This window comes from Halosimplex halophilum (assembly GCF_004698125.1).
Taxonomy (GTDB): Archaea; Halobacteriota; Halobacteria; order Halobacteriales; family Haloarculaceae; genus Halosimplex; species Halosimplex halophilum.
The window spans coordinates 1,783,603-1,797,624 of record NZ_ML214297.1 but is presented as its reverse complement, the minus strand read 5'-3'; the positions used below and the strand labels follow the sequence as shown (position 1 = coordinate 1,797,624).

Below are 14,022 nucleotides of genomic sequence, written 5' to 3'. Positions count from 1 at the left end.
CCTGTACGGCCGCTGGCGGCCGTTTCCGGTCCGTTCGGGGACGGTTTGTGGTTTCGGAAGATATTTTTCGCGGCGCGGCAAATCAATGTGTATGAGCGCCGAATCGACGGAGGAACGCATCCTCTCCGTGCTGGAGGAGGACGCCCAGGCCTCCTACGCCGAGATCGCGGACCGGGTGGACGTGTCCAAGCCCACCGTCCGCAAGTACATCCAGCGCCTCGAGGAGGAGGAGGTCATCGTCGGCTACTCCGCGGACGTGGACCCGAAGAAACTGCCGGGCCAGTCGATCGCCCTCGTGGGGATGGACGTCGACAGCGGCCGCTACGTCGAGGCCGTCCGCGAGCTGAAGGGGATCCCCGAGATCGAGAAGCTGTACACCTCCAGCGGCGACCACATGCTGATGGCCGAGGTGCGCGGTCCCGACGGCGACGCCGTCGGGGACGTGATCGAGTCGACGATCAAGGACATCGAGGGCGTCACGGCCGCCCACCCCTCCTTTCTCCAGGAACGGCTGAAGTAAGCGGCGACCGGCCGGGCGACGGACGGTGGGCCGGCCCGGGCACCGACGCGACGGGGCGTCCGGGGGTGTTTGCGACGACTGAAACGAGTGTGATAGATTTTTACGCGCACTCGCCCGACGGGCAACCATGACCGCCCGCCTGGTGCTGGGGACCGGATCGCTGGCGGGGTCGCTCGTCGGGGAGTTGCGCGAGCGGCGGGGCCGGGTGACCGTGCTCGCGAGCGACGAGAACGCGGTCCGGACGCTGCGCGAGGAGGGCGTCGCCGCCGAGGCCGGCGACCCGACCGACGAGGCGGCGCTGCGGGCGTGTCCCCGGCCGGACACGGTCGCCGTGGCGACCGAGGACGCGGCGACGAACGTCGCGGCCGCGGCGGCCGTCGACTCGGTCTACCCCGACGCGTTCCTGCTGGCGTACGCGCCCGCGGAAGCGACCGACGACCAGCGGGCGGCGCTGTCGGCGACCGCGGACGAGGTGGTCGACGCGCTGGCGGCCACGACCGACTGGCTGGACGAGCGGGTGGGCGACGACGGGCTCCGGACGCGGAAGCTGACGGCGACGCTGCGGGACATCGACGGCGAGCTGGCGATCGTCGCCCACGACAACCCGGACCCGGACGCGATCGCCAGTGCCGTCGCGCTGGCGCGGGTCGCCGAGGGCGCGGGCGTCGACGCCGACGTGTGTTACTTCGGGAGCATCACCCACCAGGAGAACCGCGCGTTCGTCAACCTGCTGGAGTACGACCTGCGCGAGCTCGAACCGGGGGCGGACCTGTCGGAGTACGGCGGCGTGGCGCTGGTCGACCACTCCCGGCCGGGCGTCAACGACGGGCTGCCCGAGGACACGCCGGTCGACATCGTGGTCGACCACCACCCGCCGCGCTACCCCGTCGAGGCGCGGTTCGTCGACCTGCGCAGCGAGGTCGGCGCGACGAGCACGCTGCTGGTCGACTACCTGCGGACGCTCGACATCACGCCGAGCCGCGAGGTGGCGACCGGGCTGCTGTTCGGCATCCGGGTCGACACCGACGAGTACACGCGGGAGGTGAGCGCCGCGGACTTCGAGGCGACGGCGTATCTCGTCCCCCACGCCGACGCGGGGACGCTCGACCGCATCGAGTCGCCGAGCATGAACCCGGAGACGCTGGACACCATCGCGCGGGCTATCAGCGGCCGCGAGCGGCACGGGTCGGCGCTGCTGTCCGGCGTCGGCGAGCTCACCGACCGCGACGCGCTCGCGCAGGCGGCCGACCGCCTGCTCGACCTCGAGGACGTGACGACGACGCTCGTCTACGGGATCATGAACGGGACCATCTACGTCTCCGCGCGGGCCCGCGGGACGGACCTGGACCTCGGGGAGACGCTCCGGGACGCCTTCGGCCAGATCGGCAGCGCCGGCGGCCACGCCGACATGGCGGGCGCGCAGATCTCGCTGGGCCTGCTGGACGCCATCGACGCCGACGACGAGTCCCTCTCGGAGATCCTCGACGCCATCGTCACCGACCGCTTCCTCGACGCCATGGGCTCGCGGGACCACCGGGTCCTGACCGGCGTCTACCCCGACGACTACCACGGCACCGGGGCCGGCGGACCGACGGCGCTCGACCGCATCTCCGGCGCCGGTGGGAGCGGCGACGAGGTGGGCGACCGCGACGGCGCGGGCGACCGGGGCCGGACGAGCGACCGCGACGACGCAGCCGACGGCGGCGAGGACGACGAGCGCTGACCGCGGGGCGGAGCCGGTGTGTTTTTGCGTGGGCGACGCGGATCGGTAGCCGATGGTCGAGGAGGGCGCGCTGACGGTGAAAGACTACATGACTCGCGAGGTCGACACCGTCTCGCCGGACGACACGGTCGAGGACGTGGCGACGCTGATCGCCGAGAGCACCGAACACAGCGGGTTCCCGGTCACCGACGGCCGCCACGTCGAGGGGTTCGTCAGCGCCCGGGACCTCCTCCAGGAGCCCGACCACGAGCCCATCTTCAAGGTGATGAGCGACGACCTGCTGGTCGCCCACCCCGAGATGGACATCGACGACGCCGCCCGGGTGATCCTCCGGTCGGGCATCCAGAAGCTACCGGTCGTCGACGACGCCGGCAACCTCGTGGGCATCATCTCCAACGCCGACGTGATCCGCTCGCAGATCGAGCGGGCCACGCCGGGGAAGGTGGACAACCTGATGCAGACGCTGGAGAACATCCACGGCGTCGCCGTCTCCCAGGAGCGCCGGGAGGTCCCGCTCGCCGAGCTGACGCCGACCCAGGCGAAGGTCTACGCCGACGAACTGGAGGGCCGTCGCTACGAGCTCGACCGCGGGCTGGCCGAACCGCTCGTCGTCATCGACAACGACGGCGACCTGCTGCTGGCGGACGGCCACCACCGCGTCAAGGCCGCCGCCCGGCTGGACATCGAGGCGATGGACGCCTACGTCATCGTCCTCTCCGAGCCGGTCGACCTCGGGATGGCCAGGACCGCCGAGAAGGAGGACCTGCACTCGATCGACGACATCGCGGTCGTCGACTACGCCCACCACCCGCTCGTCCAGAAGACCAAGCGACTGCAGGAGTGAGCGCGGGTCGGCGCCGGTCACTCCGCCGCGCGGTCGACCTCGCCGACGTTCGCCTCGCGGTCGTACGCCACCACGTCCGTCTCCCCGTCGAGCCACAGGTGGAGCGCGTCGCCGTCGAGTCGCACGTCCACCCTGACGCGGACCGGGTCCTCGGATTCGAGGGCGGCGCGACCGATCCCGCAGAACGGGAGGGCGACGTAGGGGCGGCCGCGGATGTCCTCGCCGTGGTCGTGGTGGAAGGCGACGACGGCGGGGTGGTCGACGACGCAGGCGCCGGGCGGCATCTCGAAGGAGAGCCCGCACTGCCGGCAGTCGAACGTCGCGAGGAGCGCGTCGTCGGGCAGGTCCGGTTCGATCTGGGAGGCCAGCGTCGGGTCTTCGGCGGGGAGCGCCACATCGACGGGGCCCCAGCAGTTGGGGCAGACGCCCGCGCGGGCCCGCTGGACCTCCTGTCGGGTGTCGACCGTCATGATCTCGACGAGTTCGTCGGGCGAGTGGGCGACGGCGACGGTCGGCGGGAGGATCGTCGCGGCGAACCGGTGGTGGTCGGGACAGCGCAGGCGGAAGTACTGGTCCTCGTAGATGCCTTCGAGCGCGCGCTCGCAGTCCGGGTACGGACAGTCGTAGCTCGTCGCCCCGCGGACCACCTCGCTCGCGTCGCTGTAGCGCCCCGATTCGACGGCGCCGACGATCTGGAGGCCGTGGTTGAGCAGGTAGTACTCGTCCCCCTCCTTGACGACCAGCCGCCCCCTCAGCTTCTCCAGGTGATAGCTGAAGTTGCCGGCGTCTTCGACCCCGACCGCCCGGCGCAGCTCCGCGAACGTCTTCCCGGACCACCGCCAGTTCGAGTAGCGCTCGACGGCCAGCTCTCTGACGATCGAGAGCCGCGTCTCGTCGGCGAGCAGCTCGAAGACCGCGGTCGGATCGACCCCCGCGCCGCTCGACCCGTCCCCGGCACCGGCCACCCCCTGCTGCCCGTCCGTTTCCCCGGACCCGCTTCCCTCGACCATACCACCGCTTCCCCGGCCGGTCGAAAAACGGTTACGTCGTATCAGATCTCAAACTGAACGGCCGTACAGGAAATGGTTATACGCTGACACCCGCTACCCGTTCCCATCATGACGACGGCACCCGAACGGGTCCCCGAGGACGGCGATCCGGTTCCCGAACGCGACGGCGCGTCGACGGACGCGGCGCCCGCCCTCTCGGTCCGCGGTCTCTCGAAGACGTTCGGCGACGGCGACGAAGCCGTCCGGGCGGTCGACGGCGTGAGCCTCGACGTGGACCCCGGGACGGTCGTGGGCGTCCTCGGGCCGAACGGCGCCGGGAAGACGACGCTCATCAAGTCGATCCTGGGGCTGGTCGTCGCCGACGAGGGCGACGTGCGGGTCGCGGGGACGGACGTGTACGGCGACCCGCAGTCGGCCTACGCCCGGGTCGGCGCGATGCTGGAAGGCGCGCGCAACGTCTACTGGCGGCTCACCGTCCGGGAGAACCTGGAGTACTTCGCGGCCATCGGCGGGGAGTCGCCGGCCGCGGTCCGGGACCGCCACGGCGCCCTCCTCGACCAGCTCTCGCTCGCGGAGAAGGCCGACACGCCGGTCAACGACCTCTCGCGGGGGCAGAAACAGAAGGTGTCGCTGGCCTGCGCGCTGGCGCGGGACGTCGAGGTGGCCTTTCTCGACGAGCCGACGCTCGGGCTGGACGTGGCGTCGTCGGTCGACCTCCGGCGGGAGATCCGGCGGCTCGCCGACCAGGAGGAGACGACTATCGTCCTCTCCAGCCACGACATGGACGTGGTCCAGGAGATCTGCGACCGCGTCGTCATCATGGCGGACGGCGAAGTCGTCGCCGACGACGCGGTCGAGGACCTCATCGACGTGTTCCGCACGTTCGCGTACCGCGTCGTCGCCGGCCGGGCCGGGGCCGCCGCGGGAGCCGACGCGTCCATCCACGAGGGGACGGACCCACAACTCGCGGACGACACCCGCGAGCGACTCCGGGAGGTCTACGGCGTCGACGAGTTCGAGCGTCTCGGCGACCGGACGGCCTTCGAGGTGTCGCTGGGCGACCCCGAGCGGCTCTACGACCTCATGGACGAGTTGCGGGCGGCGGACCTGACTGTCTACGAGGTCGAGTCGGTCGACCCCGACCTGGAGGAGGTGTTCCTCGAACTGACCAGCGGCGAAGGGGCCGGTCCCGCGAGCGACCCCGGCGGGCCTGAGCGAGCGGCCCGCGTCGACGGAGGTGACCGCCCGTGAGCACCGACACCGCCGCGCCCGACGGGCCGGCTCACGGGTCCGAAGCGACCGGACGCGACGGCGAGCGCGGCACCGCGACCCTGCTGACGCTCCTGTGGGCGCAGGCGAAAAAGCGGCTGCTGCTGATGTACCGCTACCCGCTGAACACGCTGAGCGGGCTGGCGATGAACTTCATCTTCTTCGGGATGGTCTTCTTCGGCGGCCGCGCGGTGGCGGGGCAGGCGCTGACCGACAGCCTCGGCGGCATCATCGTCGGCTACTTCCTCTGGAGCATGGCGCTGGGGGCGTTCTCCGGCGTGGCCCGGAGCGTCACCAAGGAGTCCGAGTGGGGGACGCTGGAACAGCTGTACATGTCGGCGTTCGGCTACGGCAGGGTGATGGTCGCGGGCGTCGCCGTCGCCCTCCTCGAGACGCTCGTCTGGGGCGGCGCGACGCTCGCCTTCATGCTCGCGGTCACCGGCGAGTCGCTGCACCTGCCGGTGGCCACCGTCCTCGTCCTGACGGTGTTCGCCGTCGCGCCGGCCGTTGGCCTCGGCTTCTTCTTCGGCGGCCTCGCGCTCGTGTACAAGCGCGTCGAGAACATCTTCAACATCATGCAGTTCGCCCTCATCGGACTCATCGCCGCGCCGACCGTCGGCGTGTTCTGGGCCCGGCTGCTCCCCATCTCCCAGGGGAGCTACCTGCTCACCCGGTCGATGGCCGAGGGGATCCGCCTCTGGCAGATCCCGCCGGCGGACCTCGCGCTGCTGGTCGGGACCGCGGTCGGCTACTTCGCCCTCGGCTACGCCGCCTTCCAGTGGTTCGGGGCGCGCGCCCGCCGGCAGGGCCTGATGGGTCACTACTGACCCCGCCCCCGGTCAGCCGGGGAACGGGACCCAGGGGATGGTCCCCCGTGTCATGTACACCATGTCGAGGATGAGCAGGAGCTGGAAGGCGCCCTGGACGGCGCCGAGCATGGCGTTCTGCTTGCCGATGGACGCGATGACCGACGGGTCGGGGTCGGCGGAGACCATCTCCAGGTACATCCGGACCTCGCCGGGCATCAGGAAGCCGAAGCCCTGGACGGTGAGGATCGTGACGATGACCAGCGCGACCACGACCGTCGGCTCGGTCATCCGGAACTCGCCGATGGTGGTCGCGACCCACGCCAGCGATCCGACGGCCGCGACGGCGAAGAGGGCCTGCCAGCGGCGGTCGCGGTAGCAGTCCAGCCGCTTGCCGATCAGCAGCAACACCGGGATCAGGTTCGCGGCGGTAAAGAGCGCCAGCCACGGCTCGGCGTGGGTGAACACCCCGATCCGCTGGGCCAGCGCCAGCCCGGAGGCGATGGTGACGGTGGCCATCGACGGGAGGAAGAAGGCGGTCTTGGGCGTCAGCCGCCGGAAGACGGCGGCGCTCTGCTCGTCGTCGAGCCCGCCGACGACCGGGCCGAGGACGGCCCCGATGAAGATGTCCGTGCCCGTCCACAGCACGCCCGCCATGACGTGGACGTAGGTGTGTCCCTGGACCGACGCGACCGTCAGCGCGTAGCCGAGGGCGGCCAGCGGCAGGACGACCACCGCGACCGCGAACGCGGGGTTCGCTCGCCGCCCGAGGCCGCCCACCGTGCCCCTGATCGTCGTCGTCGACATATCACCCACAAGACTGGATCTCCCTGTTAAATCTGTCCGTGGCCGCAACGTCGGCCGGTGCCGGGGATCGGTGTCGCCGGCCGGTGACGGCGGTCAGGGTCGACGGCCGGTGACACCCGTGTTACCGGGCGCTTTTCCCCGTGCGACCGCAATCGGGAGGTATGAGCGACACCGAAACCGGTGCCGGCACCGACGGGGGCGCCGACGCCGACCAGCCCATCGGGATCTACTCCGACTACGTCTGTCCGTTCTGTTACCTCGGCCGCGAGTCGCTGGCGCAGTACCAGGCCGAACGCGACGAGCGCCTGCGGATCGACTGGTACCCCTTCGACCTGCGGGCGGACAAGCGCCGACCCGACGGGTCGATCGACCACTCCGTCGACGACGGCAAGGACGAGGACTACTTCGAGCAGGCGAAGCAGAACGTCGAGCGCCTGCAGGAGGAGTACGGCGTCGAGATGAGTCTCGACCTCTCCCGGGAGGTCGACTCGCTGCCCGCGCAGGTCGCCTCGTTCTACGTCAAGGAGACCTACCCCTACGAGCAGTGGCTCGCCTTCGACGAGGCGATCCTCGACGCGCTCTGGCAGGACGAGCGGGACATCGGCGACGCGGACGTGCTCGCGGACCTGGCGAGCGACGTGGACCTCGACCCCGCGGAGATCCGGGAGACCGTCGACGACGAGGCGTGGCACGAACGGGTCACCGAGCGGTTCGACGCCGCCCGGCGCGAGGGCGTGACGGGCGTCCCCACCTTCACTTACGGCGAGTACGCCGCCCGCGGCGCCGTCCCGCCGGAGCACCTCCGGCGGCTGGTCGAAGGGCGCTGAGCGGGCGGCTGGTCGAAAGGCGCTGACAGGACTGGGGAGACCGACACGTCGAACGGCCCGCCAGTACTTACTACCGCGGGCCCGGAGGACTGAGTAATGCCCGTCAGGGAGCACGCGTCGAGACACGACCGGATCGCCGACTTGCCGCTGGTGACCGAGTCGGCGACGGTCGTCGAGCGGGAGGCGATGGACCGCGACCGGACCGAGGAGGTCCGCCGAACCGTCGACCACTGGTTCGAGCGGGAGGGGCTGGCCGACCGCTACGAGAGCGTCACCGACTACGACGACTGGGGACAGCTCGTCGCGGAACTGCGCGCGGACGGCTACGCGCGGTTCGCGCGCCGGTGTGCGACGCTGCGGGAGCGCTACGAGCGGCCCCACCCGATGCTCGTCCGCATCGCCTTGGAACCCGACGACACCTTCGAGTACCTCGCCGGCCAGTACGTCGGGCTGCGCTACTGCGGGGAGTCGCGGGCCTACTCGCTGGCGAGTTCGCCCACCCGCGACACCGTCGAGATCTGCGTCCGTCGCGTCCCCGGCGGGGACCTGTCGCCGCGGCTCTGCCGCGACCTCGACGTGGGCGACGAGGTGACGATGCGCGGCCCGCGGGGGGAACTCGTCCTCGACGGCCCCTCGGCGCGGGACCTGGTCTTCATGGCGACCGGGACCGGCGTCGCGCCGCTGAAGGGGATGATCGACTACGTCTTCGACACCGGCGCCGACGTGGTCGACGGCGACCGCCGCGACGTGTGGCTGTTCCTCGGCGCAGCCTGGGAGGACGACCTGCCCTACCGCGAGGCGTTCCGCGCGTACGACCGCGACCACGAGGGCTTTCACTTCGTCCCCTGTCTGAGCCGCGAGTCCTACCTCAGCGAGTGGACGGGCGAGACCGACTACGTCCAGCACGCGTTCGTCAAACACGTCGACGAGAGCGCCGTGACCGCACCGCTCGGCCGGGAGCTGGAGGGGTGGCTCGACGAGGCGCCCGCCTCCGGCGTCGACGCGCGCATCGACCCCGGGAACGCCGAGGTGTACGCCTGCGGGATCAACGTGATGGTCAACAGCCTCGTCGACGCCGCAGAGTCCGTCGGCGTTCCCGGCCAGTATATCGAAGCCGAGGGGTTCGGGTAACACCGGGCCGGCGGGCGATGCCGGGCGGACCGTGTCCTGGCCGCACCGAAACGTTCCTGTGGCTGAGCGGAGACGATCCGGTATGGCGACCGCCCTCTCGAGCCCTCCGAGCGAGCGGGTCCGGCGCGTCGACGTGATCGCGTACGTTTTCGGCCTCTTGGGCGCCGTGTACGTCGGTGAGTTCGCGGCCGCGGCCCTCTCCGCCAGCGCGACGACCTACGAGGCCGGTATGGCCGCCCTCGGCGGGTTCGCGCTCCTCGGGGCCGTCCGGATGTATCGGAACCCGGATCACCTCCGGAACGGCGTCGAACCGGCACCGGCCTACCTGTACCTCCTGCCCGTGATCTCCACCGGCGCCGCCCTCCTGTTGGCCGTCGGCTGGATCGCGACCCTCGCGTAGCCCGGCCCGGGTCACAGTTTCCGGGTCGGAAAGCGTGTGGCCCCTTTTATGTGACCGCCGGGAAAACGGTCGGGTGATGGCAGCCGGGCAGGATCCCGAGGAGGCGGACGTGATCTCGTTGCTCGACGACGAGTACGCCCGCGCGATCCTGGTCGAGTCGAGCCGCGAGGCGCTGTCGGCCTCGGCGCTGGCCGAGCGCTGCGACGCCTCCGAGCCGACGATCTACCGGCGCATCGAACAGCTCCGCGAGTACGACCTCATCGTCGAACAGCAGCAGCTGGACCCGGACGGCCACCACTACAAGACGTATCAGACGCGCGTCGAGCGCGTCACCGTCGAGATCGAGGACGGCGAGTGCACCATCGACGTGTCTCGCCGCGAGGTGGACGCCGCCGACCGGTTCACGCGGCTGTTCGAGGGACTCACAGAACCATGATACCCGCGACATCCGCTCCCGCGATCGGCCACGCTCCCGCCCCGGGGCCCGCCCTGCAGGTCTCCGCGACCGGCGGGTCCGCCCTGCTCGCGGCGCTGGCCCTGCTGGGGCTGGCCGTCGCGGCCGGCCTGTCGCTGCTCATCGCCTACGAGGCGCTGAAGGGCTACCGGGGCACCCGCGACCGGGCGATGCTGTTCCTGGCGGTCGGGATCGTCCTCCTGACCGGCGGCCCCATCGCCCTCCGCATCGCCCTCCCGACGCTCACCGACGCGCCGGAGTCCGTCCGCCTGCTGTCGACGACCGTCAGCGAACTGCTCGGCCTCGGCTGTATCCTCTACGCCGTCTACGGACGACCATGACCGCACGCACCCCACACCCCCACGAACGCGACCCGGACGCCGGTCCCCGCCGGGAGGTGGCGCCGTGAGCGACCCGCTCGCGGGCGCCGCGTCACCCGCGGTGCCCTTCCCCGCCGGGACTGCACCGCTCCAGGGCGGCCCGGCGGTTACGCCGGCGACGCTCACCGGGGCGCTGACCGCCGCAGTCGGGCTGTTCGTCGCCTACCAGGCCTACCGCGGGTACCGCCGCAACGACAGCCGCCCGATGCTGTTTCTCGGCGTCGGTATCTTCCTCGTGACCGCGGCCCCGTTCGTCGTCACGACGCTGCTGGTCTCCGTGTTGCTCGCCAGCGACGCCGCGGGCGTCCTCGCCTGGGCGCTCCTGGAGATCCTCGGCCTCGGGTCGATCCTCTACGCGCTGACCGGCGCGTGACCGGGACTCGCCGCTCGTCGTTCGTCGACCCGGGGCCGGAGCCGCCGGTAGCGGCCGTCCTCGCGCCTGTACGAACAGTTTTACTACGCCGGCGGGCGAGCAGTCGACAATGAGCCGACTGGTCCCCGCGCTCCGGATACCCGGCCGGCCGGGCGCCCTCCTCCGGCGGTTCGTCGGCGTGCCCTTCCGGCTCCGGACGTACGCGAACCTGCTGTACCTCTCGGCGCTGTTCCCGCTGGGAATGGCGTACTCGATACTGCTCCCGCTGGGCTTCGGGCTCGGCGTCGGGCTGGCGGTGATACTCGTCGGCCTCCCCGTGCTCGCCGGGACGATACTGCTGGTCCGGGAACTGACCGCGCTCGAACGGTACGCGGCCGACCGGCTGCTCGCCGTCGACGCCCCCGCCGGCGAGGCCGAGGTGCCCCCGCTCACCGACCCGGTCGCCCACCTGAAACACGCGCTCACGAGCCTCTCGACGTGGCGGGGGGTCGTCTTCCTCCTGAGCAAGGTCCTCGTCGGGACCGCGGCGTTCACGCTGCTGGTCTTGCTGGGGACGGTGTCGCTGTCGCTGTTGCTCGTGCCGCTGTACTACCGGTCGGTCAACGTCGGCGTCCGGCCGGTCTCCGGGGAGATGAACGTCCAGCCGTCCGTCGAGGTCGCGCTCCGGACCTGGGAGGTCGGGCTCACGGTCCCGTTCCGGCTGACGACGTGGTACGTCACCACGCTGCCGGAGGCGCTGGCCGTCTCGGCGTTCGGGCTGGTGGCGACGCTCGCGTCGCTGCACGTCTGTAACTTCGCTGCGCGGGCGGCCGGCTGGTACACGTCGCTGCTCGTCGGCGGAACCGACCCCTCGGCGATCCGTCGTGCCGTCGACACGTAGGCCGGTACACACCAGCGACCGGACCGTTCACCGGCCCCCCCGGGCCTTATTTACCTGCATCGCATACGGTGTCGGTAATCCCGATGAGTCACCTCCTGGCGGACCCGACTGTCGCCCTCGTCGTCGGCGGATCGACCGACGACCGGGACCGCGTCCGCGGGGCGCTCCCGGACGCGATCGAGGCCGTCGCCGTCGCGGACCGCGACGACCTGACCGAGCGGCTCTCCGCACGGAACGACGTCGGCTGTATCGTCGCCGTGGGCGTCGACGAGGCCGGGTTCGACGACGCCGTCGAGGCCGCCAGAGCGGTCAGCGACCACCTGCCGGTCGTCGCCTACGCCGACGACGAGGCGGTCGCCGCGGCCGTCGCGGGGCGGGCCGACTGCCGGTACCTCCCGCGGTCGGCCTCCGTCGAGACGCTCGGCGCGGTCGTCGACGACGCGGTGGCGACCTTCCGGGAGCGGCGCCAGGCCGCCGCCGACAGCGGCATCCTCCGGACGCTGCTCGAAGAGGGACAGATGACGATGTTCGCCAAGGACGAGGCGGGCCGGTACGTCCGGATGGCCGACGTGCCGTACACGCCGGACCCCGAGGAGTTCGTCGGGAAGACCGACCCGGAGGTGTTCGACCACGGTTCGGACGCCGACCGGGAGGCCTACGAGGACGACCTCCGCGTCGCCGAGACCGGCGAGCCGATCCGTCGCCAGATCGAGCACTTCGAGACGCAGGGCGGCGACCACTGGTCGGAGGTGACGAAGGTCCCCTGGCGCGACGGGGACGGCCGCGTTGTCGGGGTGGTCGGCTACGCGCTCGACGTCACCGAGCGGATGCAGCTCAAGCGACGCCTGGAGGAACAGCAGCGCCGGTTCGACGAGTTCGCCAGCTACGTCTCCCACGACCTGCGGACGCCGCTGCAGGTCTCCGTCGGCGCCCTCGAACGGGCCCGCGAGGGCCACGAGGAGGCGTTCGACCGGATCGAGCGGGCCAACGAGCGCATCGAGGAGATCCTCGCGGACCTCAGCGCCCTCTCGAAGGGCGACCGGACGGTCGACCTCTCCGAGGAGGTGCTCGACGTGCTCGACGTGGGCGTCTCCTCGACGGAGCTCGCGCCGCTGGTCGAACAGGTCTGGAGCGTCCACGGCACCGACGACGCGACGCTGGAGGTGGCCGTTCCCGAGGGCACCGAGGTCATCGCCGAGACCGAGGCCGTCCGGCCGCTGGTCGAGAACCTCCTGAAGAACGCCCTCGACCACGCCGGTCCGGACGTGACCGTCCGCGTGGGGACGACCGACCGCGGCTTCTACGTCGAGGACGACGGCCCCGGCATCCCCGAGGCCGAGCGCGAGCAGGTCCTCGAAGCCGGCTACACGACCACCGAGGACGGCACCGGGACGGGGCTGGCGATCGTCGCCGAGACCGTCGACCAGCAGGGCTGGGAGGTCGACATCCGCGAGAGCGAGACCGGCGACGCCCCGGGCGCGCGCTTCGAGTTCACCGAGTGCCCGGTCGTGGTCCCCGAACCCGCCGAGCCGACCGGCGAGCCGGTGGCGCTCACCGGGAACGTCGACGTGGGCGACGTGTCCGTCGCCGGCTCGGCGACCCCCGGCGCGGCGGACGGGTCCTGGCGGGTCGTCGGCGACGGCCGGGACATCTGGCACGACATCGACGAGTTCCACTTCGCCTACGTCGAACTCGACGGGCCCGTCCGGATCGAGGGGCGGCTGGACGAACTGGAGGCCGTCCACGAGTACAGCAAGGCCGGGCTGATGGTCAGGGACACCCTCGCCGAGGACGCCGCGTTCGCGTTCGTCGGCGCGACGGGCGACCACGGCACCGAGACGATGTGGCGCCACGAGGCCGGCGCCGCCGCGGGGAGCGACCAGCTCGAGGAGCCCTACGACGCCTACCCGTGGTACCGCCTCGACGCCGTCGACGGCACGGTGACGCTGTCGTGGTCCACCGACGGCGAGGACTGGCACCCCATCGACCAGCGACGGATCGATCTCGCCGACCCGGTGGTCGTCGGCCTCGCCGTCTGCAGCCACAGCGCCGACGAGACCAGCGAAGCCGTCTTCGAGAACGTGACAGTGACCGAACTCGACCCGCTCGACTGAGGCCGGGACTGCCGGCGGCGGCCCGTCCGGCTGCGCCACTCGACCGGAGCGTCAGCCGCTTTCCGCGACGAACTCCTGTACTTCCCCGACGGAGAGGACCCCGTCCTCGCGGGTCCCGGCGAGGTCGCCGTCGACGAACAGGAGGAGTTTCGGGACGCTCCGCACGTCGTACTCGTCGATCAGCTGGGGGTCGTCCCGCGGGTTCATCGTCGCGACGACGGCGTCGGTCGAGCGGGCGACCCCGCTCAGGACCGGCTCCATCGCCGCGCACTTCCCGCAGCCCTCCGTGTGGAACTCGACGAGCACCCGGTCGTGACTCGCGACGAGGTCGTCGAGTTCGGCCCGGGTCGACAGCGAGACGGGACGGTCGTGTGTCGCGGCCATGCCCGGGTGTACGTCCCCGACGCGTGTAAGCCCTCTGCGGCTCGGCTCGTGTGTGAGTCGGTGGATGGACGATACTAGCGGGATTCGATGCGGGACGGCG

Annotated in this window: 16 protein-coding genes; 13 read left to right on the top strand and 3 right to left on the bottom strand. The window is 71.3% G+C overall.

Going from position 1 to position 14,022, the window contains the following annotated elements; all coding sequences use genetic code 11:
- Window positions 1-91: 91 nt before the first annotated feature.
- The 3 genes from lrpA1 to E3328_RS09050 all read left to right on the top strand — a co-directional run bounded on the left by lrpA1 (window position 92) and on the right by E3328_RS09050 (window position 3,087).
- Window positions 92-520, top strand: a complete 429-nt coding sequence (gene lrpA1 / locus E3328_RS09060; RefSeq protein WP_135364244.1) for an HTH-type transcriptional regulator LrpA1 — start codon at window positions 92-94, stop codon at window positions 518-520.
- A gap of 127 nt (window positions 521-647) precedes the next feature.
- The gene (locus E3328_RS09055; protein WP_135364243.1) at window positions 648-2,243 is read left to right on the top strand and encodes a DHH family phosphoesterase; all 1,596 of its coding nucleotides are present in this window, start codon (window positions 648-650) and stop codon (window positions 2,241-2,243) included.
- A gap of 52 nt (window positions 2,244-2,295) precedes the next feature.
- Window positions 2,296-3,087 (top strand): CBS domain-containing protein, encoded by a 792-nt coding sequence (locus E3328_RS09050; protein WP_135364242.1) that lies wholly within the window; start codon window positions 2,296-2,298, stop codon window positions 3,085-3,087.
- 17 nt (window positions 3,088-3,104) lie between these two features.
- Here E3328_RS09050 and E3328_RS09045 read toward each other — a convergent pair whose 3' ends face one another.
- On the bottom strand, window positions 3,105-4,097 hold the full coding sequence (locus E3328_RS09045; protein WP_135364241.1) for a winged helix-turn-helix domain-containing protein: 993 nt from the start codon (window positions 4,095-4,097) through the stop codon (window positions 3,105-3,107).
- 108 nt (window positions 4,098-4,205) lie between these two features.
- On the opposite strand from E3328_RS09045, the gene E3328_RS09040 reads away from it, so the two are divergent.
- Window positions 4,206-5,348, top strand: coding sequence for an ABC transporter ATP-binding protein (locus tag E3328_RS09040; protein ID WP_135364240.1), 1,143 nt, complete (start codon window positions 4,206-4,208; stop codon window positions 5,346-5,348).
- A complete protein-coding gene (locus tag E3328_RS09035) occupies window positions 5,345-6,193 on the top strand; it encodes an ABC transporter permease (protein ID WP_246022941.1) in 849 nt (282 codons plus the stop codon). Before E3328_RS09040 ends, E3328_RS09035 begins: the two co-directional genes overlap by 4 nt.
- A gap of 12 nt (window positions 6,194-6,205) precedes the next feature.
- Here E3328_RS09035 and E3328_RS09030 read toward each other — a convergent pair whose 3' ends face one another.
- Window positions 6,206-6,979 (bottom strand): hypothetical protein, encoded by a 774-nt coding sequence (locus E3328_RS09030; RefSeq protein WP_135364239.1) that lies wholly within the window; start codon window positions 6,977-6,979, stop codon window positions 6,206-6,208.
- Between the two features lie 161 nt (window positions 6,980-7,140).
- Here E3328_RS09030 and E3328_RS09025 point away from each other — a divergent pair, with 161 nt between their 5' ends.
- The 8 genes from E3328_RS09025 to E3328_RS08990 all read left to right on the top strand — a co-directional run bounded on the left by E3328_RS09025 (window position 7,141) and on the right by E3328_RS08990 (window position 13,538).
- Window positions 7,141-7,806: a DsbA family oxidoreductase gene (locus E3328_RS09025; protein ID WP_135364238.1), complete on the top strand. Its 666-nt coding sequence runs from the start codon at window positions 7,141-7,143 to the stop codon at window positions 7,804-7,806.
- A gap of 96 nt (window positions 7,807-7,902) precedes the next feature.
- Entirely contained in the window at window positions 7,903-8,937 is a 1,035-nt protein-coding gene (locus E3328_RS09020; protein WP_135364237.1) for a ferredoxin--NADP reductase, read from the top strand.
- An 82-nt stretch (window positions 8,938-9,019) separates the two neighbouring features.
- Entirely contained in the window at window positions 9,020-9,337 is a 318-nt protein-coding gene (locus E3328_RS09015) for a hypothetical protein (protein WP_135364236.1), read from the top strand.
- Between the two features lie 76 nt (window positions 9,338-9,413).
- The gene (locus E3328_RS09010; RefSeq protein ID WP_135364235.1) at window positions 9,414-9,773 is read left to right on the top strand and encodes a winged helix-turn-helix domain-containing protein; all 360 of its coding nucleotides are present in this window, start codon (window positions 9,414-9,416) and stop codon (window positions 9,771-9,773) included.
- Window positions 9,770-10,132, top strand: coding sequence for a DUF7521 family protein (locus E3328_RS09005; protein ID WP_135364234.1), 363 nt, complete (start codon window positions 9,770-9,772; stop codon window positions 10,130-10,132). The genes E3328_RS09010 and E3328_RS09005 overlap by 4 nt, the downstream gene beginning before the upstream one ends.
- A 64-nt stretch (window positions 10,133-10,196) precedes the next feature.
- Window positions 10,197-10,544, top strand: a complete 348-nt coding sequence (locus E3328_RS09000; protein ID WP_246022940.1) for a DUF7521 family protein — start codon at window positions 10,197-10,199, stop codon at window positions 10,542-10,544.
- Between the two features lie 109 nt (window positions 10,545-10,653).
- On the top strand, window positions 10,654-11,424 hold the full coding sequence (locus tag E3328_RS08995) for a sensor domain-containing protein (RefSeq protein WP_135364233.1): 771 nt from the start codon (window positions 10,654-10,656) through the stop codon (window positions 11,422-11,424).
- Between the two features lie 83 nt (window positions 11,425-11,507).
- The gene (locus E3328_RS08990; protein ID WP_135364232.1) at window positions 11,508-13,538 is read left to right on the top strand and encodes an ATP-binding protein; all 2,031 of its coding nucleotides are present in this window, start codon (window positions 11,508-11,510) and stop codon (window positions 13,536-13,538) included.
- A 51-nt stretch (window positions 13,539-13,589) separates the two neighbouring features.
- On the opposite strand, the gene E3328_RS08985 is transcribed toward E3328_RS08990, so the two are convergent.
- A complete protein-coding gene (locus E3328_RS08985; RefSeq protein WP_135364231.1) occupies window positions 13,590-13,922 on the bottom strand; it encodes a thioredoxin family protein in 333 nt (110 codons plus the stop codon).
- Between the last annotated feature and the right edge of the window lie 100 nt (window positions 13,923-14,022).

What these genes read in the sequence shown, in the direction of transcription:
- lrpA1 (WP_135364244.1), top strand. Translation starts at nt 92, where the DNA reads ATGAGCGCCGAATCGACGGAGGAACGCATCCTCTCCGTGCTGGAGGAG.
- E3328_RS09055 (WP_135364243.1), top strand. Translation starts at nt 648, where the DNA reads ATGACCGCCCGCCTGGTGCTGGGGACCGGATCGCTGGCGGGGTCGCTC.
- E3328_RS09050 (WP_135364242.1), top strand. Translation starts at nt 2,296, where the DNA reads ATGGTCGAGGAGGGCGCGCTGACGGTGAAAGACTACATGACTCGCGAG.
- E3328_RS09045 (WP_135364241.1), bottom strand. Translation starts at nt 4,097, where the DNA reads ATGGTCGAGGGAAGCGGGTCCGGGGAAACGGACGGGCAGCAGGGGGTG.
- E3328_RS09040 (WP_135364240.1), top strand. Translation starts at nt 4,206, where the DNA reads ATGACGACGGCACCCGAACGGGTCCCCGAGGACGGCGATCCGGTTCCC.
- E3328_RS09030 (WP_135364239.1), bottom strand. Translation starts at nt 6,979, where the DNA reads ATGTCGACGACGACGATCAGGGGCACGGTGGGCGGCCTCGGGCGGCGA.
- E3328_RS09025 (WP_135364238.1), top strand. Translation starts at nt 7,141, where the DNA reads ATGAGCGACACCGAAACCGGTGCCGGCACCGACGGGGGCGCCGACGCC.
- E3328_RS09020 (WP_135364237.1), top strand. Translation starts at nt 7,903, where the DNA reads ATGCCCGTCAGGGAGCACGCGTCGAGACACGACCGGATCGCCGACTTG.
- E3328_RS09015 (WP_135364236.1), top strand. Translation starts at nt 9,020, where the DNA reads ATGGCGACCGCCCTCTCGAGCCCTCCGAGCGAGCGGGTCCGGCGCGTC.
- E3328_RS09010 (WP_135364235.1), top strand. Translation starts at nt 9,414, where the DNA reads ATGGCAGCCGGGCAGGATCCCGAGGAGGCGGACGTGATCTCGTTGCTC.
- E3328_RS09005 (WP_135364234.1), top strand. Translation starts at nt 9,770, where the DNA reads ATGATACCCGCGACATCCGCTCCCGCGATCGGCCACGCTCCCGCCCCG.
- E3328_RS08995 (WP_135364233.1), top strand. Translation starts at nt 10,654, where the DNA reads ATGAGCCGACTGGTCCCCGCGCTCCGGATACCCGGCCGGCCGGGCGCC.
- E3328_RS08990 (WP_135364232.1), top strand. Translation starts at nt 11,508, where the DNA reads ATGAGTCACCTCCTGGCGGACCCGACTGTCGCCCTCGTCGTCGGCGGA.
- E3328_RS08985 (WP_135364231.1), bottom strand. Translation starts at nt 13,922, where the DNA reads ATGGCCGCGACACACGACCGTCCCGTCTCGCTGTCGACCCGGGCCGAA.